This is a genomic window from Tepidiforma thermophila, from assembly GCF_002563855.1.
GTDB lineage: Bacteria > Chloroflexota > Dehalococcoidia > Tepidiformales > Tepidiformaceae > Tepidiforma > Tepidiforma thermophila.
This window is the reverse complement of sequence record NZ_PDJQ01000001.1, coordinates 1,860,997-1,885,650: the sequence shown is the minus strand read 5'-3', so window position 1 is coordinate 1,885,650 and position 24,654 is coordinate 1,860,997. Positions and strand designations below refer to the sequence as shown.

27 protein-coding genes are annotated in these 24,654 nt (G+C 67.6%); 19 read left to right on the top strand and 8 right to left on the bottom strand.

Annotated elements, in window-relative coordinates; translation table 11 throughout:
- The first annotated feature begins 40 nt into the window (after nucleotides 1–40).
- Nucleotides 41–544: a DUF402 domain-containing protein gene (locus tag A9A59_RS09185; protein ID WP_098503987.1), complete on the top strand. Its 504-nt coding sequence runs from the start codon at nucleotides 41–43 to the stop codon at nucleotides 542–544.
- A gap of 48 nt (nucleotides 545–592) precedes the next feature.
- Nucleotides 593–2,293 carry an arginine--tRNA ligase gene (gene argS / locus A9A59_RS09180; RefSeq protein ID WP_098503986.1) on the top strand — a complete coding sequence of 567 codons (1,701 nt, stop codon included), beginning with the start codon at nucleotides 593–595 and terminating at the stop codon, nucleotides 2,291–2,293.
- On the opposite strand, the gene A9A59_RS09175 is transcribed toward argS, so the two are convergent.
- Nucleotides 2,262–3,011: a DUF429 domain-containing protein gene (locus A9A59_RS09175; RefSeq protein WP_098503985.1), complete on the bottom strand. Its 750-nt coding sequence runs from the start codon at nucleotides 3,009–3,011 to the stop codon at nucleotides 2,262–2,264. The two genes, argS and A9A59_RS09175, sit on opposite strands and share 32 nt — an antisense overlap.
- A gap of 46 nt (nucleotides 3,012–3,057) precedes the next feature.
- Between A9A59_RS09175 and A9A59_RS09170 the strand changes: the two genes are divergently transcribed.
- The 3 genes from A9A59_RS09170 to A9A59_RS09160 all read left to right on the top strand — a co-directional run bounded on the left by A9A59_RS09170 (nucleotide 3,058) and on the right by A9A59_RS09160 (nucleotide 5,826).
- Entirely contained in the window at nucleotides 3,058–3,672 is a 615-nt protein-coding gene (locus A9A59_RS09170) for a nitroreductase family protein (protein ID WP_165772625.1), read from the top strand.
- Nucleotides 3,669–4,481 (top strand): inositol monophosphatase family protein, encoded by an 813-nt coding sequence (locus A9A59_RS09165; protein WP_165772624.1) that lies wholly within the window; start codon nucleotides 3,669–3,671, stop codon nucleotides 4,479–4,481. Before A9A59_RS09170 ends, A9A59_RS09165 begins: the two co-directional genes overlap by 4 nt.
- Before the next feature lie 94 nt (nucleotides 4,482–4,575).
- Entirely contained in the window at nucleotides 4,576–5,826 is a 1,251-nt protein-coding gene (locus tag A9A59_RS09160) for a competence/damage-inducible protein A (RefSeq protein ID WP_165772623.1), read from the top strand.
- Here the strand turns inward: A9A59_RS09160 and A9A59_RS09155 are convergent.
- Nucleotides 5,802–6,350, bottom strand: a complete 549-nt coding sequence (locus A9A59_RS09155; protein WP_098503981.1) for a hypothetical protein — start codon at nucleotides 6,348–6,350, stop codon at nucleotides 5,802–5,804. The genes A9A59_RS09160 and A9A59_RS09155 overlap by 25 nt on opposite strands.
- Nucleotides 6,351–6,408: 58 nt before the next feature.
- On the opposite strand from A9A59_RS09155, the gene A9A59_RS09150 reads away from it, so the two are divergent.
- From A9A59_RS09150 to A9A59_RS09125, 6 genes are all read left to right on the top strand, one after another.
- Nucleotides 6,409–7,170: a sulfite exporter TauE/SafE family protein gene (locus tag A9A59_RS09150; RefSeq protein WP_098503980.1), complete on the top strand. Its 762-nt coding sequence runs from the start codon at nucleotides 6,409–6,411 to the stop codon at nucleotides 7,168–7,170.
- Between the two features lie 68 nt (nucleotides 7,171–7,238).
- Entirely contained in the window at nucleotides 7,239–7,523 is a 285-nt protein-coding gene (locus A9A59_RS09145) for a muconolactone Delta-isomerase family protein (protein WP_098503979.1), read from the top strand.
- A 5-nt stretch (nucleotides 7,524–7,528) separates the two neighbouring features.
- Nucleotides 7,529–8,026 carry a flavin reductase family protein gene (locus A9A59_RS09140; RefSeq protein WP_098503978.1) on the top strand — a complete coding sequence of 166 codons (498 nt, stop codon included), beginning with the start codon at nucleotides 7,529–7,531 and terminating at the stop codon, nucleotides 8,024–8,026.
- 4 nt (nucleotides 8,027–8,030) lie between these two features.
- Complete coding sequence (locus A9A59_RS09135) at nucleotides 8,031–8,342, top strand: putative quinol monooxygenase (RefSeq protein ID WP_098503977.1); 312 nt, start codon at nucleotides 8,031–8,033, stop codon at nucleotides 8,340–8,342.
- A gap of 73 nt (nucleotides 8,343–8,415) precedes the next feature.
- Nucleotides 8,416–9,144: a Rieske (2Fe-2S) protein gene (locus A9A59_RS09130; RefSeq protein ID WP_098503976.1), complete on the top strand. Its 729-nt coding sequence runs from the start codon at nucleotides 8,416–8,418 to the stop codon at nucleotides 9,142–9,144.
- 43 nt (nucleotides 9,145–9,187) lie between these two features.
- Nucleotides 9,188–10,342 (top strand): aminotransferase class V-fold PLP-dependent enzyme, encoded by a 1,155-nt coding sequence (locus A9A59_RS09125; RefSeq protein WP_165772622.1) that lies wholly within the window; start codon nucleotides 9,188–9,190, stop codon nucleotides 10,340–10,342.
- On the opposite strand, the gene A9A59_RS09120 is transcribed toward A9A59_RS09125, so the two are convergent.
- Nucleotides 10,333–11,211: a 3-hydroxyacyl-CoA dehydrogenase family protein gene (locus tag A9A59_RS09120; protein ID WP_165772621.1), complete on the bottom strand. Its 879-nt coding sequence runs from the start codon at nucleotides 11,209–11,211 to the stop codon at nucleotides 10,333–10,335. The genes A9A59_RS09125 and A9A59_RS09120 overlap by 10 nt on opposite strands.
- Nucleotides 11,212–11,345: 134 nt before the next feature.
- Here A9A59_RS09120 and A9A59_RS09115 point away from each other — a divergent pair, with 134 nt between their 5' ends.
- The 7 genes from A9A59_RS09115 to A9A59_RS09085 all read left to right on the top strand — a co-directional run bounded on the left by A9A59_RS09115 (nucleotide 11,346) and on the right by A9A59_RS09085 (nucleotide 18,069).
- A complete protein-coding gene (locus A9A59_RS09115; RefSeq protein ID WP_098503973.1) occupies nucleotides 11,346–13,097 on the top strand; it encodes a PEP-utilizing enzyme in 1,752 nt (583 codons plus the stop codon).
- A 109-nt stretch (nucleotides 13,098–13,206) separates the two neighbouring features.
- Nucleotides 13,207–13,671, top strand: a complete 465-nt coding sequence (locus A9A59_RS09110) for an FAS1-like dehydratase domain-containing protein (RefSeq protein ID WP_098503972.1) — start codon at nucleotides 13,207–13,209, stop codon at nucleotides 13,669–13,671.
- Complete coding sequence (locus tag A9A59_RS09105) at nucleotides 13,668–14,093, top strand: MaoC family dehydratase (RefSeq protein ID WP_098503971.1); 426 nt, start codon at nucleotides 13,668–13,670, stop codon at nucleotides 14,091–14,093. Before A9A59_RS09110 ends, A9A59_RS09105 begins: the two co-directional genes overlap by 4 nt.
- Nucleotides 14,094–14,162: 69 nt before the next feature.
- Nucleotides 14,163–15,179, top strand: coding sequence for a pirin family protein (locus A9A59_RS09100; protein ID WP_098503970.1), 1,017 nt, complete (start codon nucleotides 14,163–14,165; stop codon nucleotides 15,177–15,179).
- A 33-nt stretch (nucleotides 15,180–15,212) separates the two neighbouring features.
- Nucleotides 15,213–16,358 carry a CaiB/BaiF CoA transferase family protein gene (locus A9A59_RS09095; protein ID WP_098503969.1) on the top strand — a complete coding sequence of 382 codons (1,146 nt, stop codon included), beginning with the start codon at nucleotides 15,213–15,215 and terminating at the stop codon, nucleotides 16,356–16,358.
- The gene (locus A9A59_RS09090; protein WP_098503968.1) at nucleotides 16,355–16,831 is read left to right on the top strand and encodes a hypothetical protein; all 477 of its coding nucleotides are present in this window, start codon (nucleotides 16,355–16,357) and stop codon (nucleotides 16,829–16,831) included. Before A9A59_RS09095 ends, A9A59_RS09090 begins: the two co-directional genes overlap by 4 nt.
- Nucleotides 16,828–18,069: a CaiB/BaiF CoA transferase family protein gene (locus A9A59_RS09085; protein WP_098503967.1), complete on the top strand. Its 1,242-nt coding sequence runs from the start codon at nucleotides 16,828–16,830 to the stop codon at nucleotides 18,067–18,069. The genes A9A59_RS09090 and A9A59_RS09085 overlap by 4 nt, the downstream gene beginning before the upstream one ends.
- 7 nt (nucleotides 18,070–18,076) lie before the next feature.
- Here A9A59_RS09085 and A9A59_RS09080 read toward each other — a convergent pair whose 3' ends face one another.
- Genes A9A59_RS09080 through A9A59_RS09060 form a run of 5 tightly spaced genes read right to left on the bottom strand, consistent with a single transcriptional unit; the run spans nucleotide 18,077 to nucleotide 22,716 of the window.
- Complete coding sequence (locus A9A59_RS09080; RefSeq protein WP_098503966.1) at nucleotides 18,077–19,207, bottom strand: hypothetical protein; 1,131 nt, start codon at nucleotides 19,205–19,207, stop codon at nucleotides 18,077–18,079.
- Nucleotides 19,204–20,481 (bottom strand): sulfate adenylyltransferase subunit 1, encoded by a 1,278-nt coding sequence (locus tag A9A59_RS09075; protein WP_098503965.1) that lies wholly within the window; start codon nucleotides 20,479–20,481, stop codon nucleotides 19,204–19,206. The genes A9A59_RS09080 and A9A59_RS09075 overlap by 4 nt, the downstream gene beginning before the upstream one ends.
- Nucleotides 20,481–21,407 (bottom strand): sulfate adenylyltransferase subunit CysD, encoded by a 927-nt coding sequence (cysD, locus tag A9A59_RS09070; RefSeq protein ID WP_098503964.1) that lies wholly within the window; start codon nucleotides 21,405–21,407, stop codon nucleotides 20,481–20,483. The genes A9A59_RS09075 and cysD overlap by 1 nt, the downstream gene beginning before the upstream one ends.
- Nucleotides 21,404–21,973 carry an adenylyl-sulfate kinase gene (gene cysC / locus A9A59_RS09065; protein WP_098504852.1) on the bottom strand — a complete coding sequence of 190 codons (570 nt, stop codon included), beginning with the start codon at nucleotides 21,971–21,973 and terminating at the stop codon, nucleotides 21,404–21,406. The genes cysD and cysC overlap by 4 nt, the downstream gene beginning before the upstream one ends.
- A 47-nt stretch (nucleotides 21,974–22,020) precedes the next feature.
- A complete protein-coding gene (locus A9A59_RS09060; RefSeq protein ID WP_098503963.1) occupies nucleotides 22,021–22,716 on the bottom strand; it encodes a phosphoadenylyl-sulfate reductase in 696 nt (231 codons plus the stop codon).
- Between the two features lie 147 nt (nucleotides 22,717–22,863).
- Between A9A59_RS09060 and A9A59_RS09055 the strand changes: the two genes are divergently transcribed.
- Complete coding sequence (locus tag A9A59_RS09055) at nucleotides 22,864–24,639, top strand: nitrite/sulfite reductase (RefSeq protein ID WP_098503962.1); 1,776 nt, start codon at nucleotides 22,864–22,866, stop codon at nucleotides 24,637–24,639.
- The last annotated feature ends 15 nt before the right edge of the window (nucleotides 24,640–24,654 follow it).

Genomic DNA, 24,654 nt, shown 5'->3' with positions numbered 1-24,654 from the left:
CATCGCTTGGCGAGCGCGGTTCCGCGTGTATCATCCGGCAATGGACGTCCGAACAGCGCGGGCCCGCCCGGGCGCCAGGGTGCTCCTCAGGGCAACGAAGTACGACGGCACCGCCCACTGGCTCCAGCCGTTCCGGGTACTCTCCGATGACGGCAACCTCCTCGTCACGGCCTACCGCGCGCGCACGCCCATCTACACATCCCGCGGGGAGTTCCGTTCCCCATACGATTCCATCGTCTATTTCTGGCGCGACCGCTGGTACAACGTCTTTCGCCTCTCCCGCCCGGGCTGCCGCACCGCGCTCTGGTACTGCAACGTCACCACACCGCCCACGTTCGACGGGTGCCAGATTGGCTATATCGACCTCGACCTCGATGTGAAGGTCTACCCCGGCGGCTGCATCGAGCTGCTCGACGAAGACGAATTCGAAGCGCACCGGGTCGCCTACGGCTATCCCGAGCATGTCGTGGCGAACGCCCGGAGGGCGGCGGAGGAAGTCGCGCGGCTCGCCCGGGAGCACCGGTTCCCGTTTAGTTGCGGATGAGCCGCCGGCCTGTCGCAATCCGCGCAGGCACCGTACGCTGTAGGCTCGATGCCCGACACGCGAACCATCCGGACCCATCTCGAATCGATCGTCGCTGAGGCGGCCCGCGCCGCTATCTCCGCCGGCGACCTCCCCGATGTCGCCATCCCCGGGGCCGCCATTGAACGGCCGAAGGACGCCGCGAACGGCGACTTCGCATCGACGCTGCCGCTCCGCCTGGCCCGCGCTGCAATGCGGCCGCCGCTTGAGATCGCCCAGGCGATTGCGAAGCACATCCCCGCCGACCCCGCCATCGAACCGGCGTCGGTCGCCCCGCCGGGGTTTGTCAACTTCCGCCTGTCGGTCCCCTTCCTCCAGCAGCAGGTCGAGCACATCATCGCAGCGGGTCAGGCCTATGCGGATCTCGAGCTGGGCGCCGGGCGATCGGCCCAGGTTGAGTTCGTCTCGGCCAATCCGACGGGACCCCTGCATGTGGGGAACGGGCGCGGCGCAGCCATCGGGGATGCGCTGGCTAACGCTCTCGCCGCCGCGGGGTATCGGGTTGAGCGCGAGTACTACATCAACGACGCCGGCACGCAAACGGACTACTTCGCCGAGACCCTGTACGCCCGGTACCAGCAGCTCTTTGGGAGAGATGTCCCCATTCCGCCTGACGGCTATCCCGGGGAGTACATGGTGGAGCTGGCGCGCGAGGTGAAGGAGCGCCACGGCGATGCCTTTCTGCGTCCCCCGGGCGAACCCATGCCGCCCGAACTCGGCGCACTCGGCATCGAGCTGATGGTAGCCCGCATCCGGGCGACGCTCGAACGGTTCGGCGTGCGGTATGACCGCTGGTACTCCGAAAAGTCCCTCTACCAGCCGGGCGGCGCCTACGAGCAGGCGATGGCCATCCTGCGCCAGGCCGGGATGCTCGTCGAACGCGAAGGGGCGCTCTGGTTCGCCTCGAGTGAACTCGGGGAGGACAAAGACAACGTCGTCGTGCGTTCCGACGGCCGGCCAACCTACTACGCCAGCGACATCGCCTACCACTGGGAAAAATTCATCCGCCGCGGCTTTGACCTCGTGGTCGACGTTTGGGGGGCAGACCACCACGGGCATGTTTCGCGGCTCAAAACCGCCACCCGCGCGGTCGGTGCCGACCCCGAGGCGCTCCACATCCTGCTCTACCAGCTCGTCACCCTGAAGCGGGGCGGCGAGGTCGTCCGGCTGTCGAAGCGTGAGGGGGAGATCATCACCCTCGATGAGCTGATCGATGAGGTCGGGACGGACGCTGCCCGCTTCTTCTTCCTGCTCCGCTCGCCCGGGGCGCAGATGGATTTCGACCTCGACCTCGCGGTTCGCCAGTCGTCGGAGAACCCTGTGTATTATGTCCAGTACGCGCACGCGCGTCTCTGCTCGATCCTCGAGCGCGCGAAGGAGCAGGGGCTGACGCCGGAAGGCGGCGACGTCGCCCGCCTCACGGCGCCGCACGAGCTGGCGCTCATCCGCGAGATGATGCGGCTGGCTGACGTCATCGAAACGGTCGCCACGCGCTTTGAGCCGCAGCACCTCCCCCACTACGCCCAGGACCTCGCCACCGCGTTCCACGCCTTCAACGACGCCTTCAAGCAGCAAAACGACCCCGGGCTGAAGGTCATCACGGATGACGAGGCGCTCAGCCGGGCCCGGCTCAGGCTCGTGCTCGCAGCACGGATCGCGCTTGCCCGGGTCCTCGGGCTTATGGGGATGTCTGCCCCCGAGCGGATGTAAGCCTGGCAGCTCCGGGCACCACAATCAGCCCTGCGGCCGCTGAACCGAAGAGGTCGCCGGGCTCCAGCCCACTGGTTGCGGCCTGCCACGCGGCAAATGCGCAGACTGCGGCATCGAGCCGGTCCTCCGCCGCTTTGAGCTCGCGCCCTGTTGGACATGCCCCATCGGCCGGGACGGCGGGCCGCGGGAAGTCCAGACGCAGGCCGGCAGCCATGAGCGCCGCTTCAAGCAGGTCGTAGCAGGTCGCCAATGCTGCAGAACGGTCGGCGAGCCGGCCGCGCTTGTACGGGGGCACGTCCGCGGCCCCCAGCAGCGACAGGATGAGGGCGCGAGGGAACGTTTCGAACGCGAACCGCCGCCCCGCCCCGGGGCCCGGGGGCTCGAATGACCAGCCGCTGGCAGCGAGCAGCTCTCCGAGCCGGGGTCCCGCCGCCAGCCCGCGCCGTTCGAGGAAGCCGTTGCCGATGCCGTAGGCCGTCACGCCGTACCGGCCCAGCGCCCGCGCCAGCTCTGCTTCAGCCGTTCGACCCGGGCGATTGACGAGCGGCGCATCGACCGCGACGACAGCATCCTCGAACCCATCGAGCCATGCCGCCACCTCGGCCGGTGCAAGCGTGGCCGTCCACGTCCGGACCAGTCCCTCGGCGGCCGGGTCGATGAGCGCGAAGCCGGAAGGCCTGCGGGCCGTCCAGGAGAGGTCGATGCCGATGCAGCGCATGGCACCACGGTAGCTGCCGAAGCCGGGCGTGTGCCACCATGGGGACGTGGATGAGCTGCTCCCTGCGATTCGGGACCGACGCGCGAGCCGGGCATTCCGCCCTGAACCGGTCCCGGTTGCGGCCCGCGACCTCCTTTGGGAGGCCGCAGCCCGCGCCCCCAGCCACGGCAACACCCAGCCGACACGCATCCTGGTCGCCGAGAGCGAGGCTGTTCGCGAACGACTGGTCGCGGCCCTGAACGAGGGGAACCGGCACTGGGCACGCCACGCACCACTGCTCTTCGTGCTGGCCGCGGACCCCTCGCATGACATTGTTGTTGAAGGCACCGACGGCAGCCGGCGCGAGCTCTATCCCCTCCACGTCGGGATCGCGCTCGGGAATTTGATGGTGCAGGCCACGGCACTCGGCCTGGTCGCCCACCCGATGGCGGCATTCGATGAGGCCGCTGTACGCGAGGTCTTCGGCTGCCCGGGGCAGGTCCGCATCCTGGCGGTTGTCGCCTGCGGGTACCCCGGCGACCCGAGCACGCTCCCGCCCGACCTCGCAGCCAAGGAGACGGCCCCCCAGCGGCGGCTTCCGCTGCAGCACCGGGTCGCGGTCGACCGCTGGGGCTCCGACCTCGAGGTGAGTCCCCGCGACCTCCGGAGGAAGGACGGGTGAGCGAGGCTGACCTCCCGCGCTCGGCCGCCGGCGGCGATGCGCTTGAGATCGCGAGGCACTGCGCTCGTGTCGCCCGCGACATCATCCGGGCGGCAGCCAGTCACGCCGAAGTGACAGGCGTCAAGGGGCGCGGCAATGTCGTGACTGCGACCGACCTTGCCGTCGAGCGCGCGGTAATGGCCATCCTCAGCGAGCATTTCCCCGGGCACGCCATCCTAAGCGAGGAGACGGCATCCGCCACGACGCTGGACGGCTGGACGTGGGTCATCGACCCGCTCGACGGCACAAAAAACTTCTCCCGCGGTATCGCCCATTTCGCGTTTACCCTCGCGCTCTGCCTCGACGGCGAGCCCGTGCTGGGACTGACGACCCACCCGCTCCTCGGGCTTGAAGTGGTCGCCATCGCGGGGGGCGGCTGCACGGTCGACGGCCGCCGCGCCGCGCTGCGTCCCTGCCCGACGGTTGCGGACGCAGTCGTGGCGATGGACCTCGGCTACGACGCCGAGCGGGCGCGCCGGCAGCTCGAACTCGCCGCCTACCTCTGGCCGCGCATGCAATCGCTGCGGATCCCCGGCTCGGCAGCGCTTGGATTTGCCGGGCTTGCAGCTGGCTGGTGGGACGTGTACCTCCACTCCGACCTCCAGCCGTGGGACCTCGCCGCCGGTCTGCTCATCGTTCGCGAAGCGGGCGGTGTGGTGCTGACCCGCGATGGGACTCCCGCCGCGCTGACCAGCCGCGCGGTTATTGCCGGCACCGGGACGGCAGTGCGGGATGCGCTGTCCCGCGCCGGTGAACTCCCTGTCACGTGACCGTTTCGCTGCGTCCCAGCAGCGGGCTGCCCGGCAGGCGCTCATGTCGCGACGACCTTTCCCCGGGGGCGTCCCGCTCGTAGACTTGCGGGCCGTGAAGGCAGAAATCATCGCGATAGGCACCGAGATCCTGCTCGGCGAAATCGTCGACACCAACAGCGCCTTTATCGCGCAGCGGCTTCCGGAGCTGGGCATCGACCTCCTGTACACCTCCGTCGTCGGCGACAACCTCGGGCGGATTGTCGAGACGCTCGAACGGGCGTGGAACCGCTCCGACCTCGTCATCACCACAGGGGGCCTCGGTCCGACCGATGATGACCTGACGCGAGAGGGCGTCGCTCGCGTGCTCGGCGAGGAACCGTACGTCGACCCTGCCCTCGAGCAGCGACTCCGCGCGTGGTTCGCGGGACGCGGGTATCCCATGCCGGAGTCGAACATCAAGCAGGCATGGCTGATCCCAAGCGCCCGGCCGATCGAGAACCCCCGCGGGACCGCCCCCGGCTGGTGGGTGGAACACGACGGGCACATCATCGTCTGCATGCCGGGCGTCCCATCCGAAATGGAGCGGATGTGGACCAAGGAGGTCCAGCCCGAACTCGAACGGCGGTTCGCCGGCGAAGTGCTGGTCACCCGGACCCTGAAGACGGTGGGCATCGGCGAGGGGACGGTCGATGAGATGGCGCGGCCGCTGTACGCGACCCCGGGTATCGGCATCGGCACCTACGCCCGCGCCGACGGCGTCCACCTCCGTATCGGTGCGAAGGCGCGCACGCGCGAAGAGGCATGGGCGCGAATTCGGCCGGTGGAAGAGGCGCTCGAACGCATCTTCGGCGATGCCATCTGGGGCCGCGACGACGACACGTTCGAAGGCCACATCGCCGACCTCATGCACGAGCGGCGCGCCACCCTCGCGGTAATGGAATCCTGCACCGGGGGGCTGCTTTCGAGCACGCTCACCGATGTCCCGGGCGCCAGCTCCTACTTCGTCGCAGGTCTGGTCACCTACCAAACCGAGCAAAAGATCGCGTTCGGCGTCCCGGCAGAAACCATCGCTGAGCACGGCGTCGTCTCGCAGGAGACCGCCCGGGCGATGGCCCTCGCGGTCCGCGAGCGCATCGGTACCGACTACGGGATCGGCATCACCGGCGTCGCCGGCCCCGACCCGCAGGACGGCATCCCGCCGGGAACTGTGCACGTTGCGGTCGCAACGCCGGACGGGGAGGCGTACGTCATCACCACCGCGATGAACCAGGGACGCGCCGCCGTGAAACGCCGGGCAGTAACGACTGCCATGCTGCTCCTCCGGCGGGCCCTGCTCGGTCAGCTCTCGGCCCGCCCGGCCTGAACACTCCCTGCGAGGAGCGGGACAGCCTCGGCCACTGAGCGCACGCGGACGATATTGCCGCCTTCCAGCCACCGGTTGCGCGGCCAGTCGACGAGAAAGACCTGCGGAATCAGTTCTGCTACCCAGCAGGCAGTGAACGGGTCATCCTCGAAGTGGGCCTCGGGACCGAGCTCACGAATTACGCGCACCTTGAACTGCGCCGACGTCTCGTTGGCTGACGGCCGCATCCGCAGCTCAGGGACCCGCCCGAGATAGCGCCGAAACCAGCGTTCCGTGAGCGGCCGAGCCTGCTCGCCGCGCGCTGTGACGACCACGACGTCGAACATGCCGGCGACCTCATCGAGGGCTTCAAGCGCACCGGGCATCGGGCGACGGCCGATGTAGCGCCAGCGCTCGGTCAGCCAGAGGATGCCGGCATGGCCCCGGGCATCGCGGCGCTTGCCCCTCCCGCTGCCCGGGTTGATGCCGAAGGGCGGTCTGCAAAGCACGCCATCGAGGTCGAAGGTGAGGAGCCGCCGAGCCATGTCGCCAGCCTAGCGCCTCTGGCGCGTACGGGCCGCGTTTGCCAGCGTAGGGCGTCGCATGGACCTCCAGAGTGCAGCCGGCCTCGCCGCAGCGGCATTCGCCGCCGGGGCAATCAACGCCGTGGCGGGCGGCGGCTCCCTGGTGAGCTTTCCCGCGCTCCTGGCAGCGGGGTACCAGTCCAAGGCCGCAAACGTGACCAACACCGTCGCGCTCTGGCCGGGGTACGTCGGGGGGAGCATCGGCTACCGCGGGGAACTCCGCCGCCAGCGCGGCCGGGTTGCGGCCCTCGCGGCGCCCAGCATTCTCGGCTCGCTGGCCGGGTCAGCCATCCTCCTGCTCACGCCCGACTCGGCCTTCGATGCGGTCGTTCCCTTCCTCATCCTGTTCGCCTGCGGCGTGATGGCATTCCAGGGGCCGCTCTCGCGGCTGGCCCGCCGTGCTCATACGCCCCCGGGGAGCCAGGCGCGGGTATCGCCGCAGCTGCTCGCTGTTGTGTTTGTGCTGGCCATCTACGGCGCCTACTTCGGCGGCGGACTTGGCATCATCATGCTTGCGGCGCTCGCCATCCTCCTGCCCGATGAGCTCCAGCATTCGAATGCGCTGAAAGGCCTCCTCTCGGCAGTCATCAACTTTGTTGCCGTTGCCTATTTCGTCCTCTTCGGCCCTGTCGCCTGGGAGGCTGTGCTAGTTATGGCAGCTGGGGCGCTCGCCGGGGGATACCTTGGTGTCGGCCTGGCGCGCAGGCTCGGCCAGCGGTGGCTGCGGGTCGCGGTGATCGCCTACGGCACGGCGGCCGCCCTGGTCCTCCTGGTCCGTTAGCCGGGCCGCATCGCCGGCGGGGTGCGGCAGGGCTATACTTCCATTCACGCCACTCCCAGGAGCCCACCATGCTGTTTTCCGTCCGGCTGGTATCCCGGCAGCCGCACGATATGCCGCCCGAGCAGTGGCAGGCGCTCGTCAGCGAGCAGCTCCGCGCAGTCCGCGCCCAATACGACCAGGGCAAGATCCGTGCGATCTACCGCGAAGCCGGCGTGGGCGTCCTCGCCATTTACGACGCTGCCGATGCCCGCGAAATGGACACCCTGATCGCTTCGCTGCCGCTGGCCCGGTATTTCGTCGAGACGACGGTCCACGCCCTCTGGGACATGGTGCCGTCGTTGCCGCCGGCGTAGGCTGTATGTCCGCCACACTTTCGCTGGACGATTTCAAGGGCGCGCTCGGCTCCTGGGCCTCGGGCGTCACCATCGTGACCACCGAACTTAACGGGCTGGTCTACGGCATAACCGTCTCGAGCTTCTCGTCGCTTTCGGTTGACCCCGTGCTGGTCCTGGTCAGCCTCGCCGATACGAACCACCTTCCCCGCATGATTCGCGAGTCGGGCCGGTTTGCGATTAGCATCCTCTCGGCCGGGCAGGAGAACGTTTCGAAATACTTCGCGACATCAGGCCGCGAGCCAGCGCCAGCGTTTGACCCTTCGATCCCAACCGAGACCTGGCTCACCGGCTGCCCGCTCATCCCAGGGGCCATCGCCCAGATTGACTGCGAGCTCCACCAGGCGCTGCCCGGCGGCGACCACACCATCGTCATCGGCCGGGTCGTTGGGGCGCGGTTCGACCCGGAACGCTCGCCCCTGATTTACTTCCGCCGCGCATACCGCTCCCTCGCGGAGGGCTGAGGCTATGGCTGTCAAGGTCGTCATCGAACGTCGGGTCCTCCCCGGACACGAACGAAACGTCCTGGAGCTGCTTCGGCAGCTGCGCATCCGCTGCCTCGACGAACCCGGCTACATTTCCGGGGAGACGCTCCGCGATAGCGAGGACCCGCACAACCTCGTGGTCATCAGCACCTGGTTCGGCCTCGGCGACTGGAAACGCTGGTCCCAGTCGCCGGACCGGCGGGAGTTTGAATCCCGCATCCGCCAGCACCTGGCGGCGCCGGAACGCGTCAGGGTGTTGCTCGAAGGGCTCTCCGAACAGCTGTCGGGGGCGTGAACTGCTCACCGGGTCAGCGGAAACTTTGCGCATTTCTGCACAAGCGGAGTAGTATCCCGACGGAGGTTTGGCTGTGTCACCTGCGCTGGCTTTCCTTGGCGTCTCAATCCTCGGCACGTGGGGCATCGCAAGTATCGGCCTCATCGTTGGCGGCATCATCCTGCTCTTCTTCCCGGGCGACCCCGTGACCGCGTCGGACAACACGCTCGGGGGCATCGTGCTCCTGGTTGCCGGCCTCGTTTCCGGCGGGCTGATGCAAGTGGTCGTTTCGCCCCTCCTCGGGCTTGATGCGCCGGTGCCCATCCGGGCGAAGGAGATTACGCCGCACGCAGCAATGACCCGCTGGGCGAAGGTCGGACTCCTCCGCGACTTCCCCGACGGCCTCCCGAAGGAGGTCCGCGCCCGCGCGCAGCGCGTCGTTATCGTCCGCACCGGCGATAAGGTCCACGCGCTGAACGCCCTCTGCTCGCACGCTCGCCTCCCGCTGGCCGGGTTCCCCGGCTCGCCGATTCGGCCCGAACCGATTAAGGACAACTGCGTCATGTGCCCCTTCCACGGGGCCCGGTTCGACATCGAAACCGGCAAGGTCGTCCGCCAGCCGTTCTCGAGCCAGTTCAACGCGGAGCATCCCTTCCTGGGCGGCATTCAGTCGAAGCTCTTCAAGCTCCTCCGCTTCATCCCGATGCCGTACCAGGCCTTCCCAGTGCCGAAGTTCGCCCGCCCCACCCTCACCGCCGAGGATATGCAGACCTACCCCGTGAAAGTCGAAAACGGCGAGGTCTACGTCGGACTCCCGCGGTAGCTCCGCCTTCCGCGCAGCTTGTGTATCGGGCATGCTCGCTGGCATGCCCGATTTGCTTTCCTGGCGCTCACGCTTCCCGGTCCTCGCCCGCAAGACCTACCTCATCAACAACTCACTCGGCGCGATGCCGGATTCGGTGCCCGGAGCGCTCGCCGAATATACCCGCCTGTGGGCTGAGGAAGGCGTTGTCGCCTGGGATACCTGGCTCCCGCAGGTCGCCACCGTAGCCTCCATCCTCGAAGACATCATCCGGGCCCCGCGCGGTTCGATGACCATGTGCCAGAACGTCACCAACGCGCTCGCGGAGATTCTCTCGTGCCTGGAGTACGAACCGCCGCGCAATCGTCTTATCGCCTGCGCGGGCGAATTCCCGACGGTCGAATACCTGCTCGATGGGCAGCGTGCGTACGGCGCTGAAGTCGTTCGTATCGGCAGCGACCCGCTTACCTTCCCGGCGGAGCAGCTCATCGAGGCGATTGACCACCGCACACTCCTCGTCGTCGTCTCGCACGTGCTCTTCCGGACCGCCGAACTGGTCGACGTGCGCCCGATCGTCGAGCGCGCCCACGAGTACGGCGCGATGGTCGTCCTCGATGCCTACCAGTCGATGGGATCGGTACCGTTCGATGTCGTCGAGCTGGGCGTCGACTTCCTGGTTGGCGGCTCAGTCAAGTGGCTGTGCGGCGGCCCCGGCGCCGGGTACCTGTACGTCCGCCCTGACCTGGTTGACCGGCTCGAACCGCGCATGGCCGGCTGGTTCTCGCACGCCCGCCCGTTCGGGTTCGAACCGCCGCCAATCGTCTATGCGCCGGGCATTGGGCGGTTTACGGGCGGCACACCAAACATGCCCGCCTATTACCAGGCGCGCGAGGGTTACCGGATCATCCGGGACGTCGGGGTCGAAGCAATCCGCGAGAAGGCCCGCCACCAGACGTCGCTGCTCATCGAAGGTGCGCTCGCCCGGGGGTTCATCGTCCGCACGCCGCTGGAGTTCGAGCGGCGCGGCAACCACGTCACGGTCGACCTGCCCCATGCCGAGCAGGTGAAGGACGAACTTATCCGCCGCGGGTTCGTCGTGGACTACCGGCCCGGGGCCGGCATCCGCATCGCGCCGCACTTTTACAACACGGACGACGAGTGCCGGGCCATCATCGACGAGATGTCGGCGATCTGCTCAGAGCTCGGGATTCAGGTGTAGCGGAAAAATCCGCGCCCGGTTTTTCTGCCGAGGTAGCCGAGGCTCACCAGCCGGCGGAGCAGCGTTGGCGCTTTAAACCGCGGCTCGCCGTACTCCTCGAACATGCTCTCCGCGATCGCTTTCAGGGTATCGAGCCCGATCAGGTCGGCCGTTGCCAGCGGGCCCATGGCGTGGTTCAGCCCGACCCGGCAGGCGAGGTCGATATCCTCCGCCGAGGCGACACCGGTTTGGAGCAGCTCGATGGCATCGAAGATGAACGGGACGAGCAGCCGGTTCGCGATAAAGCCCGGGGTATCCTTCACCTGTACGGTGACACGGTCGAGCTGCCGACAAAGCTGCAGCGCATCCTGGAGCGTTTCTTCGGTGGTCGAAGCAGTCGAAACGACCTCCACGAGCTTTAGGGCCCACGGCGGGTTGAAGAAATGCAGTCCGATCACCCGCTCAGGCCGTCCCGAGGCCGCCGCGAGGTCACTCAGCGGGAGCGAGCTCGTGTTGCTCGCCAGGAGAGCGTCCGGCCGGCAAACCCTGCCGAGCTGACGGAAGATGCGCGTCTTGACCTCCAGGTCTTCGACGACGGCTTCTATCACCGCCTCGGCGCGTGCAACCGACGTGAGGTCGGTAATGTCCGCGGAGCCACGTAGACGGTGCGACGCGGCTTCTGCCGCCTCCGCACTGATACGGCCCCGTTCGGCCTCGCGCTCCAGCCGCGCCCGGATGGCCGCGATGGCCCGGTCAACGTGGGCCTGGTCAACATCGACGAGCGTGACGTCGAGCCCGTGGTAGGCAGCGACCTGCGCGATGCCGCTCCCCATGAGACCGGCTCCGATGATGCCAACTTTCTCGACGCGCACCGCGCTCCTCCTCGCCATTATGGAAGGATATTCCCGATCTATGGCAGCACCGTTCGCTCCGGTCAAACTTGTCGGCCGGCCAGCCAGGCCCTTCGCAACGGTCGCGCAACCCGGTACCATCCCGCCGCATCACCGAATTCCAGGGACAGGGGATGGAGCAGGTTCGCTGGATTGAAGACCAGCCATACAACCCAAAGGCATCGTTCTGGACCCGGGCGAACGTCGGCGAGGTGCTGCCCGAGCCGCCAAGCCCGGCAGGCTGGGAACTCGTTTTCGGCAACGGTGGCACCGTGCGCGGCTGGCGCGATTGTGCGGTCAACCGCCTCGGCATCGATGACGAGGAGCTGGACCCGGACCCGAACCGATGCGACTTCATTGGGCTCATCGGCGGGTACGGCTACCTGAATGCGACCTGGATTCGTGTCTGGGGCGAGCGGACGCCTGGGATGTCGGCCGCCGCCATCGATGCCGCATACTTTGGCGACCACCCCGACGTGCCCCCATACGTCAAAGAACCGTGGCACGAAAACCCGCGCACCACAGCCGTGATGGAGAAGTGGCTCGGCTGGGTGCTTGGCGACATGGACCAGTCGGAACTGGAAGCCGACCGGCAGCTTGCCCGGAAGATCCGTGCCGAACGGCCCGACCTAACGAAGCTCACCGATGTGGAGCTCATTGAGCGGGCCATCTCCATGCGCCCGTACTGCCGGCGGATGTTCGACCAGCACATTAACCAGAGCGGTGCCTCGGCGATTGGTCCCGGCGCGTTCGCCGCCATCTGTGCCGCCATCGGCAGGCCGGCGGACGCCATGAAGTTGATCGCCGGGCTCGGCGGGGTTGACTCGGCGGCGCCCTCGTACGCAATGTGGGAGCTCAGCCGCATGGTCAGGGCTTCCGAAGCGCTGACCCGGCTGTTTGACCAGGGGCCATCCGGACTGTACGAGCGGCTCCAGGCGTCCGGTCACCCCGATGTCGAGAAGTTCCTGGCAGCCTTCGCCGACTTCCTCGCCGAATACGGCTCCCGCGGTCCGAACGAATGGGATGTAATGGCCGACACCTGGGAGACCAATCCCGACATCGCACTGGCAGCCATCGACCGGATGCGGCTGAGCGGCGATGAGGGTTCGCCGGCGCGCAAGAACGCCGAGCGGGTCGCGGAGCGTGAGCGGATTCGAAATGAGATCCGCGAGGCCCTCGCCGGCGACCCCGACACGCTCGCCCAGTTCGACGCAGCGATGAAAAGCGCGCTCACTTTCGTGCCCGGCCGCGAGCGTTCGAAGACCAACATCATCCGCGTCATCGAAGAGACGCGCATGGCACTGCGCGAACTCGGCCGGCGGGCCGTCGAACGCGGCCACCTCGACCGGCCGCAAGACCTCTGCCTGCTCTTCGAGGATGAGCTGCGGGCCTACGCTGAGGGCCGGCTCGGCGACCTGCACGAACTCGTCGAGCCGCGCCGGCGCTACTACGAGTGGCTGCTCTCGCTCGAACCGCCGTTCATCATCAACGGCCCGCCGCCGCCGAACACCACCTGGCGGCGCCGGACGGAGCACCGGGCCGAGGCCGCGCGGCCGGGCGATGTCATCCAGGGTCTGCCGGGCTGCCCCGGCAAGGCGCGCGGAACCGCCCGGGTCGTCCTCGACCCGCTCGACCCGACGGTCCTGGAGCCCGGGAACATCCTCGTCGCGCCGATGACCGACCCGGCCTGGACACCCCTCTTCGTGCCCGCGGCCGGCGTCGTCGTCGATGTCGGGGCGACGCTCAGCCACGCGATCATCGTCAGCCGGGAGCTCGGCATCCCCTGTGTGGTTTCGGCCACGGACGCGACGAAACGCATCCCGGACGGCGCCATCATCGAGGTTGACGGCGATACCGGCGCGGTGACCGTGATCAGCGTTCCCTGACCGCTGGCCCCTCCCGGTATGCCGGAAAAGCTGGCAGACTACGGGCACCCCGAATCCGCTGCCGGCGGTGCCCCCGCCTGCGAAACTGCCGGCGACCAGTGGAGGATGCATGGCAATCCCTGAACAGAGCCTGATCACCGACGAACACCGTGCTGTCATCGGAAAGAAGAGCGAGCCGGTCACGGTCACGATCCGCGAGGAGGACGCCCGCCGCATGCGCGACGTGCTCGGCGACCGTGACCCCCGGTACGCCGACGGGACCGGCATCGCGCCGCCGTACGTTATTGCGATGCTCGCCGGCGGGCCCCGGCGCGGTATGCCTCAGATCCTGCCGAACGGTCTGCTGACTCAACAGGAGTGGCGGTTCACCCGCCCCTTCCGTATCGGCGAACAGCTGCAGGCTGTTTCACAGGTCTACGACATCCGCGACCGACTTGGGGGCCGCTACGGCTATAGCGTGCTCGTCACCCAGGGCACGGATTTTTACGACGCCGAGGGCAACCACGTGGCCGCGGCCATGATCACCATCACCCAGTTCGACCCAAAGATGGCCACCGGCGGGAGCGAGGAATGAGCCAGCGCTACTTCGAAGATGTGAACATCGACGATGAGCTCGAGCCGCTCGAGCGTGTCCCCACAACCGACATGGCCATCGACTTCTTCGGGCGCGACAACCCGACTAATCCCGCATTTGCCGATGCCGAAGCCGGGAAACGGCTCGGCGTCGGAGGCGCGCTCGTTCCCGGGCTGCTGAAACTCGCCTGGATTACCCAGTATGTTTCGGACTGGGCAGGGACCGGTGGGATGGTCCGGAGTGTGCGCGCTGCCTACCGCCGCCCCGACGTTGCCGACCGGCCGCTGGTGCTGGCCGGCAGGGTTGTGGAGAAGCGCGTGGAGGATGGTGCGCACCTCGTGGAGCTGGAGGTCGTGACGCTCGCCGAGGGCCAGCCGAGCACCCGGGCGAACGTCCAGGTTCAGCTCCCCTCGAGGTCCTGAGCCCGGGACGCACAGCGGCCTCCGCAAGCTGCTACGCTGGTAGTTGCATCTGCAACTAAGGAGGCCGCCGTGCCAGCAGTTTCCGTCGCGAATCCCCTCGCCCTCCCGCGGGTCGAACGGCTCGCGCCCGGCGCACGCCCGCGTCCGGTCTACCTTGTCGTCACGGCATCGACGTACCTCGAGGGGGAGGGCTTCCAGGTGCGGAGGCCCTTTCCCGGGCTCGACCTCGGCATCGCTGATCCGTTCCTCCTCCTCGACCACATCGGCGCGGTCGAGTACGCCCCGGGCGAAGCCAAAGGTGCGCCGTGGCACCCCCACCGCGGCTTTGAGACCGTCACGTACATGATCGACGGCGCGCTGGAGCACCACGATTCCACGGGCGGAGGCGGGTATATCACCGACGGTGCAACCCAGTGGATGACGGCCGGGGCGGGCATCCTCCACGACGAAGTGCCGCCCGCATGGCTTGTCCAGAAAGGCGGCCTGTTCCACGGCGTTCAGCTCTGGGTCAACCTCCCCGCGGCAATGAAGTGGACACCGCCGCGCTACCAGGATATCGATGCCGGCAGGGTGACGCTCCTTTCCTCGTTCGATGGCGGCGCGCTCATCCGCCTCATCGCGGGGGAGCTGGGCGGGTATTCCGGGCCGGGCGTGACGTTCACGCCGATTACGTACGCCCATGTCACGCTCTCCCCGGGGTCGCGGTTTGAATCCCCCTGGCGGCCGGACTTCAACGCCCTCGCCTATGCGCTGAACGGGCGCGGCCGGGCGGGAGCTGAGCGCCGGCCGTTCGGCGAAGGGCAGCTGGTGGTCTTCGGCAACGGAGACGGCATCATTCTCGAAGCCGATGAGGTGCAGGATTCGCGGGCGCCGCAGCTCGATGTCCTCATCCTCGGCGGTCGGCCGATTCGCGAACCGGTCGTGTTCCACGGGCCGTTCGTAATGAACACGCGCGAGGAGATCGTGCAGGCGATCCGTGATTACCACGCAGGGCGCATGGGGCAGATTCCGCCGACACGCATAGATTTTTCGAAGTTGCACGGCGACCGCGGTCCGGCTGTCCGGGAGCAGCACCCGGGGGGATGAGGTCAGCGGTGCGCCCGCGTAAGATGTGGCGCCGTGAGCCGCCCCCTGGAAGGCCTCCGTGTTGTTGAATTCGGCACCTTCGTCTCAGCGCCCTATTGCGGCAAGCTGTTCGCCGGCTACGGAGCCGAAGTTATTAAGGTCGAACCGCCCGGCGGCGACATCGCCCGGGCCCACGGCCCCTTTCCCCGCGGCGAACCGAACCCCGAGGCGAGCGCCCTGTTCCTGTACCTCAACACCGGGAAGCAATCGGTCGTTCTCGACCCGCGCGAGCCGGCTGACCGCGAACGCCTGCTCCGCCTCATCGCAACGGCCGACGTGCTCATCGAGAACTACCGCCCCGCCGACCTCCGCGCGCTTGGGCTTGACTTCGCTACGCTGTCGGAGCGCAACCCACGACTGGTGATGGTCTCCATCACGCCATTTGGCCAGAGCGGACCGTACGCCGAATACCGCGGCGACAACCTCATCGCCTTCGCAATGGGTGGTCAGATGTACATCACCGGCACACTGGAGGGCGGACCGCTCAAGAACGGCGGCTACCAGGCCGACTACCAGGGCGGGCTCAACGCCTTTTCGGCGGCGGTGCTTGCCGTGCTCGCGGCCGAGCGGGATGGCGTTGGCCAGCACGTCGACATTTCTATCCAGCGGTGCATGGCGCCCATCCTCGAAGCCTCGATACCGTACTACTGCTATCTTGGGCAGTGGAGCGGCATTCGGCGGGGCAATCACATGGCCAGCTTCATCGGTGTCTACCCGTGCGCTGATGGGCACATCGGCATCCACCTGATGCCGCGCAACTGGAAGCCCTTCCTCGAGGTCATCGGCCGGCCCGACCTGGGCGAGGACCCGCGGTTCGCCACCCAGGCCGACCGCGTCCAGCACAACGATGAGCTGATGGCCGAGCTGTACGCCTGGGCTGCGACCGAAACGAAGCACGACCTCTACCGCCGCGCCGGCGCAGGGCGCGCGCCGATCGCCTTCGTGCACACGATGCAGGACCTCATCGAGAGCCCGCAGCTCACCGCGCGGGGGTTCCTCCGGCGCATCGACCACCCGGTGGCGGGGGAGGCGGTCTACCCCGGGCCGCCGTGGTGGATGGGCCCCGCAGACTGGGATGCCGGCCGGGCCCCACTGCTGGGCGAACACACGAGTGTGGTCCTGGAGAGCATCGGAGCATGAACGAGCGTGAGCGGGTCGCCCGCGCCGTAGCGTTCTTCGAACAGTGCGACGACCTCGCGCTCCTCCACCGCCTCACCGCAGAGGCTGCGCCCCGCGCCCGGAAGTACGTCGCAACGCTGCTCGCCCGGGGTGACGAGGATACGATCCCGCCGCCGGCGGAGCTGCGGCCCGCCCGGGAGGCGGCGGACCTCGACGAGGCGCTCGAGACCTTCCGCAAAACCAGCGACTTCGCCCTCTTCCAGGTGCTTGCCCGTTCCATCGGTCGCCGCATCGAGGCGCTCGAGATCATTGCCAGCGCCGAATTCCCACCCGGCGCCCGTGTCCTCGTGCCCCGCAAAGCCGGGTACCCCGCCGGTACGCCCGAACTGCCGGGCACGGTCGAGCAGACGGGCACGCAACTGACCGTCGCGCTCGATAACGGCGAGGTCTGGCAGGGGCCGCCCAGCCTCGCGCGCAGGGAGAGCACAAGGTGACGCGGCCCCTCGCGGGAATCCGGGTGGTCGACCTGACGATGGTCTGGGCCGGGCCGATGGGCACCCGGCTGCTTGGCGACTATGGCGCCGAGGTTATCAAGGTCGAGAGCCCGCGCCAGTGGGACCTGCTCCGCGCGCTCGGGCTTATCCCGCGGGACGTCCCCCGCTGGTACAACCGATCGGCCTATTTCAACCACAACAACCGGAACAAGTACGCCATCTCCCTCGACCTCGCCCATCCGCTCGGGCGCGAAACCGTGCTCGCACTCTGCGCGAAGTCCGACGTACTCGTCGAGAACTACCGCTCCGACGTGATGGACAACCTCGGGCTGAGCTACGAGGTAGTCCGCGCCGTGAACCCGGACATCATTTATGTCTCAATGCCGGGACACGGCAAAACGGGGCCGGAAAAGGACTACGTCGCCTACGGCTCCAACGTCGAGCAGCTGGCCGGGCTCGTTTCGATCTCCGGGTACGAGGACGGCGAGCCAATGAAGACGGGGTTCAGCTACGGCGACCCCATGGCCGCGACCGCGCTCGTCGGTGCCGTCGCCATGGCGCTGCGCAAGCGGCGGCTGACCGGGGCCGGCTGTTACGTCGAGCTGGCGCAGCGGGAGAACCTCACGATGTTCGTCGGCGAGCATCTCGTCGGCTACTCCCTTACCGGGGAGCTTCCGCGTCCGATGGGCAACCGGCATCCGCACCATGCGCCCCACAACGTCTACCGCTGCGCCGGCGAAGACCGCTGGGTCGCCATCGCCTGTGAATCCGACGAGCAGTTCCGGGCGCTCTGCCAGGTGATGCGCCGGCCCGACCTCGCCGAAGACCCGCGCTTTGCGACCGCCACCGCCCGGAAACAGCATGAGCACGCGCTCGACCCGGAGATCGAAGCCTGGACGCGCCAGCGCGGCCACCACGAGGCGATGCACCTCCTCCAGCGGGCCGGAGTGCCGGCCGGGGCCGTGCTCACCACGCCGGAGCTCGTCGCCGACCCCCACCTCCGCGCCACAGGTGCGTGGGTGGCGCACACTCACCCCGACGCCGGCACCTGGGAGATGGAGGCGCCGCCGTGGGTCCTTTCGCGGACGCCCGGCCACATCCGGCTGCCGGCCCCCGGGTTTGCCGAGCACAACGACTACGTGTTCCGTGAGCTCCTTGGGCTCGATGATGCCCGCATCGCAGAGCTGTACCGGGCGGGGGTCGCGGCAGATGTCCCCGATGAGTCGCTCCACCGGTAGGCCAGGGTCACAGGAAGAGCAGGAAGAGCGGAACCGCGACAATGGTGGCCAGGAACAGCCCAAGGTGCCGCTCGCTCCGCGTGACGTGGTGCGCCAGCCTGAGGACCGCCCGTGAGTACGGCCCGTAGCCCAGCGTGAGGATGACCAGCGACACCGCAGCCACCGACACCATCTCGGTGAGCACCACCGTGAAGGCCGCTGCCCCGCCCAGGATGAGGGCGCCCGCCAGCGTGTCGATGAAGGTCGTGATATTGGCGCCCATCACGTATGGAAGGACCTGCTCTCGCTTGAGGTAGCCCTTCAGGCTGAGCGGCACGAGCAGCGTCAGAGAGATCGACACGCTCATGGTCATGGACGTGACCGCGCCGCCGATCAGGAACATGTACCAGCGCGAGCGCATGCGGTGGAGCAGGCGGTCGAAGCTGCTCGACCCGGCCTCGAGCTGCGGAAGCGCCCGGTCGAAGACAGCGAAACTTCCGAGGAGCACGAGCACGCCGAGGCCGAACATTCCGCCGGCCGGAAGCTGCCGGTCGAGCCAGCGAACCGGGTCACCGTACAGCGCATCGACCCAGTCGAGCATGCCCGGTGGCGGCGTGAACTGGAACCGGTCGAGCCAGCCGTAATGGAGCGAGACAAGGCCCAGCAGGATGGCGGGCCCTTGCGTCGTGAACGTCGTGAGCAGCGCGATAACGCCGATGGCGAGACTGTCGGGGTTGCGGCGCCGGGCGAGGTAGAGCACGAACCCAACGGCCAGCACGATGAAGGAGGCCCCGAGACGCGACCCGCCAATGACGCCGAACGACTCCGCAGGGGTGAGGACACCGCCTGCGAGCAGCGTCACGCCAATCGCTGCGACTGGCGACCCGCTCATGGCCGCGTACGCGAGGAGCCACCCGAAACCGACCGCGTTAGCCGGCCCTGAAACACTGAGCCCGTCGAGAATGGGAACGAGCGCCCTGGCGCCGGTTTTCAGCACCTGAAGCCCGAAAATGAATAGCAGGATGCCCGCGGAGGCCGCCGCTGCCCTGGTCGCCGGGACGGCCACCTGTGCGGCAGCGCGTCGGCTCCCCCGGCCGGGCACCGCCTCGAGCTCGACGGCAGGCCGCTCCAGCGCTTTGCGCCCCGGGGCACCATTCATGGGGCGCCAGCCGGCACGGGAGCGTGAACCGCGCGGACCATACCTGCGCCGGTCGTATGCCGAGTCGCCGGGTCGATGATGATGAACGCCCCGGTCTCGCGACTTGTGGCGTACTCGTCGGCAACGATCGGCTCCATGAGCCGGAGCCGAACGCGGCCGATATCGTTCAGCCCGAGGGCAGATGGTTCGGGAACCCGCGCCAGCGCCTCGACATCGAGCCTATCGATGAGCGCCGCAACGACGGCCCGCGTGCGGCGCGTGGTGTGCTTGATGAGCACCTGCCGGCCGGGCTCGAGCGCCGAGAGATCGGTCATCCAGCACACGTCAGCTTCGATCTGCGTCGCCGGCAGGACCTGGTCACTCGCTGCAACGAACATCGCGCCGCGGCCTGCGTCGAGCTCGTCTTCGAGCCGGATTACGACAGCGTCCCCGGCGCGGGCTTCGCGCAGCTCCTCGTCGAACCGGTCAATGGCGGCCACCCGGGTGGTCGCACCGAGGGGCAGCACCCGTACGGCCTCTCCGACGCGGACTCTGCCGGCGGCGACAGTCCCGGCGTACCCGCGGTAGTCGGGGAACTCGCGCGACTGCGGCCGGATGACGTACTGCACCGGGAAGCGGAGGGGTGCGTCGAGCCCCCGGTTGGGCACCTCGACAGTTTCCAGAAACTCCAGCAGCGTGGGTCCTTCGTACCAATCGAGCGCTGGGGAGCGGTGGACCAGATTCGCCCCTTCGAGAGCGGCAAGCGGAATAACCGTCACGCTCTCGATGCCAAGCTGAGCCGCGACGCCGCGGTACTGGGCCTCCACCTCGCGGAAGCGGGCTTCCGACCAGTCGACGAGGTCCATCTTGTTGACGCACAGGACGACGTGGTGGATGCCGAGCAGCGCAGCCAGCGCAGAGTGCCGGCGGGTTTGCTCGACGACTCCTTTGCGCGCGTCGACGAGGATGAGCGCGAGCTGGGCAGTTGACGCGCCGGTCACCATGTTTCGCGTGTACTGCACGTGGCCGGGGGAATCCGCGATGATGAACTTCCGGCGGGGCGTGGCGAAGTACCGGTACGCAACGTCAATGGTGATCCCCTGCTCGCGCTCGGCGCGCAGTCCATCGGTGAGGAGGGCGAGGTTCAGGTCGTCGAGGCCCTGCGCCTGGCTGGCCCGTTCGATGCTCGCGAGAGTGTCTTCGAACACCTGGCGCGTGTCGTAGAGAAGCCGTCCAATAAGCGTGCTCTTGCCGTCATCGACGGAGCCGGCGGTCACGAACCGGAGCAGGTCCATTAAAAGTACCCCTCCCGCTTCCGGTCTTCCATCGCCGCATCCGAGAACTGGTCGTCGGCGCGGCTGGCTCCGCGCTCGGTCACCCGGGCAGTGGCAACCTCGGCGATGATCTCCTGGACGGTCCGGGCCGTAGACCGGATCGCGGCGGTGCAGGTCATGTCTCCGACCGTCCGGTACCGCACCGTTTCCACAAACGGGCGCTCGTGCGGCAGCATCGGGAGGTAGGGGTTGACCGCCATCAGCATGCCGTCGCGCTGGAACACCTCCCGCTCATGGGCGAAGTAGATGGACGGAATCTCGAGCCCCTCCCGGGCGATGTAGCGCCAAACGTCAAGCTCGGTCCAGTTCGACAGCGGAAACACGCGCATGTGCTCGCCGCGAAGGTGGAGGCCGTTGTAGAGGTTCCAGAGTTCGGGGCGCTGGTTCCTTGGGTCCCATTGCCCGAACTCATCGCGGAAGGAGAAGACCCGCTCTTTGGCTCGCGCTTTCTCTTCGTCACGCCGGGCCCCGCCGATCGCAGCGTCGAACTGGTGGCGAGCGATCGCGGCGAGGAGCACGGGGGTCTGCAGCCGGTTCCGCGAGGCCCGCGGCCCGCGCTCCTCCTGGAGCCACCCTTCGTCGATCGCCTCCTGGACTGAAGCCACGACCAGCCGCGCCTTCAGCTCCGCGATGCGGCGGTCGCGGAACTCGATCACCTCGGGAAAGTTATGGCCGGTGTCGACGTGCATGACGGTGAATGGGAAGCGGGCCGGCCAGAAGGCCTTCTCGGCGAGGCGGAGCAGGACGATCGAATCCTTGCCTCCCGAGAAGAGGAGCGCGGGCCGTTCGAATTCGGCGGCCACTTCGCGCAGGATGAAGATGGCCTCGGCCTCGAGCTGGTCAAGGCCCGGGTCGTGGTCGACGGGTATCACCACCTGGGCTGTCATGCGCCGACCTCCGACGCCGCTGGGAGCAGGCCGCGCCCTTCGAGCAGTCGAATGAGCGCAGCGAGGCTCTCCTCAACCGACTGGACGCCGGTGTCGAGCCGGAGCTCTGGGGCCTCAGGCGGTTCGTACGGGTCGTCGATGCCGGTGAAGCCGGGCCGTCGACCGGCGCGCGCCTCCGCGTACAGTCCCTTTACATCGCGCGCTTCGCAGGTCTCGAGAGACGCGGCGAGGTGCACCTCAAGAAAGGGCACGCCCTCGGCGGTGATTTGTTCGCGAGCCCTTTCGCGCGTTGCCCGGTAGGGCGAGATTGCCGCGGTGATCACCGCTACCCCGTTCCGGGCGAGCAGCTTCGCAACGTAGGCGATCCGGAGGATGTTGGTGTCGCGGTCTTCGCGGCTGAAGCCGAGGCCCTTCGAGAGGTGGGTGCGCACCTCATCACCGTCAAGCACCTCAACCCGGAGGCCGCGCTCGCGGAGCAGCGGGGCCAGCGCGTTCGTGAGGGTCGATTTCCCTGAGCCCGAGAGCCCTGTGAACCAGAGCACGAACCCGTGCGTTTGACCGGTCATCATCATGCCTTTGCCTGTGAAGGGATGGTTTCGATGCGGCAGCGAGGTCAGGTATGCAATCCGCATTCGTCTTTCTCGAAGCCCTGCCACCGGCCAGCCCGTCCCTGGACGCCGGGCACGGTGCAGTTGTAACAGCCGATGCTCGCGTAGCCGCGGTCGAGGAGCGGGTTGTACGGGACCTTGTGCTCGAGGATGTACGCCCAGGTCTGCTTCTCGGACCAGTTGGCCAGGGGGTTGATCTTCACGACGCCGAACTTCTCCGCCCACGAGATGATGGGGATCGCAGCTCGGCCCTCGGACTGGTCGCGGCGGAGTCCGCTGACCCAGGCCGTCCTGCCCTCAAGCGCCCGGCGGTTGGGTTCGACCTTGCGCAGTTCGCAGCAGAGGTCGGGGTCGCGCATCCAGAGGGCCGCGCCGTACTGCCGGGCCTGCTCTTCGTGCGTCAGTTTCGACTTATAAACCTGCACGTTGGTGAGCCCGAGGGCCGGCACCGCGCGGCGCATCGTCTCGTAGGTCTCCTCGAAGAGGTAATCCGTATCGAGCACGAAGACGTGCACATCGGGCTTGAGGCGCGAAACCATGTGCAGGATCGCCATCCCGCTGGCCCCGCCGAAGCTCGCGCCGACCGACAGTCCATCACCAAAGGTCGTGACCGCCCACTCCACGATGGCCTGAGGCTGGGCCGACTCAAACCGTTCGTTGAGGGTCTCAATCTCGGCATCGCTCGGGACCGGAGAAGGCATGGCAGCTCCCTTAGGCGAGTAACTTCGTCAACTTTATGGACAGGGATGCTTGCGGTCAACAGGGTAAGTTGATAGATTCAGTCAGCTTTCTATTCGGAAGGCCCCCGGCGCCGTCGCCGGGAGACCACCCCGGGAAAGGTCAACGCCATGCCCGACGTCGAGACCGTCGTCTACACCAACGAGCCCGGCCGCGTGCTGCCTGTGCTCGAGCAGGAGCTTGAGGACTTCAAGACCGAGGCAGCGCGCTTCCTCAAGGGCGAGTGGGATGAGGCCCAGTTCATCGGGTTCCGGCTGAAGCAGGGCGTCTACGGGCAGCGCCAGCCCAACGTCCAGATGATCCGGGTGAAGCTGCCCTTCGGCGGCGTTACACCCGAGCAAATGGAGGCGTTCGCCGAGGTAGCGGAGAAGTACGCGCCGCTCCGGAAGGGCCACATCACCACCCGGCAGAACATTCAGTTCCACCACATTCCGCTGCTCAAGGCCGCCGAGGCGCTCTTCGTTCTCGGGCGGGCAGGCCTGTCAACCCGGGAGGCGTGCGGCAACACCGTTCGGAACGTGACTGGCGACCCGTGGGCCGGCATCCAGGAGGGGGAACCATTCGACCCGACCCCGTATGCTGCCGCCTTCGCCCGCCGCTGGCTGCGGAACCCGCTGACCCAGCTCCTGCCCAGGAAGTTCAAGGTCGCGTTTACGGCGAACGACGAGGACCGCGCAATCACCGGGATTCATGACCTCGGCTTCATCCCCCGGGTCAGGGATGGCGTACGTGGCTTCACGATGGTCGTCGGCGGCGGCCTGAGCACGATGCCACGCAAGGCGCCGGTGCTGTACGAGTTTGTCCCGGTCGACGAGTACCTGAAGGTCTCCGAAGCCATCCTCCGCATCTTCAACCGTGCCGATGAGCTCCGGAAAAACCGCGCCAAGGCGCGTATCAAGTTCCTTGTCGACCGGGTTGGCATCGACGAGTTCCGCCGGATGGTCGAGGAGGAGCTCGAGGGCGACTGGACCGTCGGGCGGGACTTCCGTCCCGACCCACTCCTTTTCGTCCACGACGAGGAGGCGAACGCACCCGCCCGGCGCCCGCACTATCAGCAGCCGAACGGCGACCACCGCGAATTCACCGCGTTCGTTGCCGCCAACGTTCGGCCACAGAAGCAGCAGGGGTTCAGCGCGGTCGAAGTCAAAGTGCATCGCGGCGACCTGCGGCCAGAGCAGTTCCGCGGCCTCGCAGCCATCATGCGGGAGTACACCGGAGGCTACGCCCGGACGACCATCGGGCAGAACATCGTGCTCCGCTGGGTCCGGGATGAAAGCCTCTACGAGGTGTACTCCCGGCTGAAGGAGCTCGGGCTGGCAGATGTCGGGGCCCAGACGATTACCGACGTCGTGAGCTGCCCGGGGACCGACAGCTGCAAGCTGGGCATCACGTCGTCGATGGGGCTGAACCAGGCGATCCAGGAGCGCGTCGAGGCGATGAAGATTACCGACCCGCTCACCAAACAGATTCACATCAAGATGAGCGGCTGCCCGAACAGCTGCGGGCAGCACCACATCGCCACTATCGGGTTTCACGGCGCGGCCATGAAGGTCGGGGAGCACCAGCTCCCGGCCTACCATGTCTTCATCGGCGGCAACTACGACAACGGCGAGCTGCGGCTGGCGCAGCAGCTGAAAGTGCGGCTGCCCGCGAAGCGGGGGCCCGATGCCGTCGAACGGTTCATCCGCCTCTACGAAGCCGAGCGCCAGCCGGGAGAGACGTTCAATGCGTTCTTCGACCGCGTCGGGCCGGAGCCGTTCGAACGTGCAATCGCGGACCTCTGCATCCCGGGCGAGTTCACGGAAGACAACCGCGGGATGTTCATCGACTGGAACCGGCTCGAACTCTACCGCCTGCAGCGCGGGGAAGGAGAATGCGCCGTCTGACGTCGGCTCCGGTGC